Below are 596 nucleotides of genomic sequence, written 5' to 3'. Positions count from 1 at the left end.
GAAACCGGGTGATTCGTACTCAGGTGATACGCCCGTTAACATGAGCGCATGGAGCAAACACGCGGCTGGTTTCGTTGTACCCACGATTACTCATGAAAGCCCGACGCCTATTTCCGTGAATAACGACGACGTCAAATTGGTGTATCTCGACCCATACTTAAAAGAGTTTGGCCCACGCGTGTATTTGGAAAACCGTACCTTTAGCGGTTACGACCGAGCATTGGCGGCAGAAGGGGTATTGGCGACGTCTGTGAACGTCCAGAACCGCTTTAACGATGTTGGCGCGATGCAGGTTCAAATCATGCAGGCTGATGGTCTGAATGAGTTAGAAAATGATGGAAGCAGTGATGCCGGCGATTTGTATCCTAACGGTGGCACTGAGATTTCCGACACTTCTAATCCAGGACTTCAAGCAATTGCTGGGTTTGAAACTGGTGTTCGTATTTCTAACATTGCTAGCAGTACGAATGGCGGCAGTTTCTCCCTTGAGCAAGCGAGCGAGCCAAACAAATCGGCTTGGCTGAACTCTCTCTATCAAGGTTATGTGTTTGCTAGTAGCACAAATACGCTGGCGGTTTCACTAGATTTAAATAACG

The 596-nt window shown here is 48.3% G+C and carries 1 pseudogene; it reads left to right on the top strand.

Annotation, left to right across the window (positions count from 1 at the left end):
- Positions 1 to 596 (top strand): annotated as a pseudogene (locus tag R7R24_RS28655) (peptidase M6); the annotation flags it as partial.

It is taken from the genome of Vibrio sp. 704, from assembly GCF_033339295.1.
Note: the sequence above shows the minus strand (reverse complement) of the source record. Positions and strands in the feature narration are given on the sequence as shown.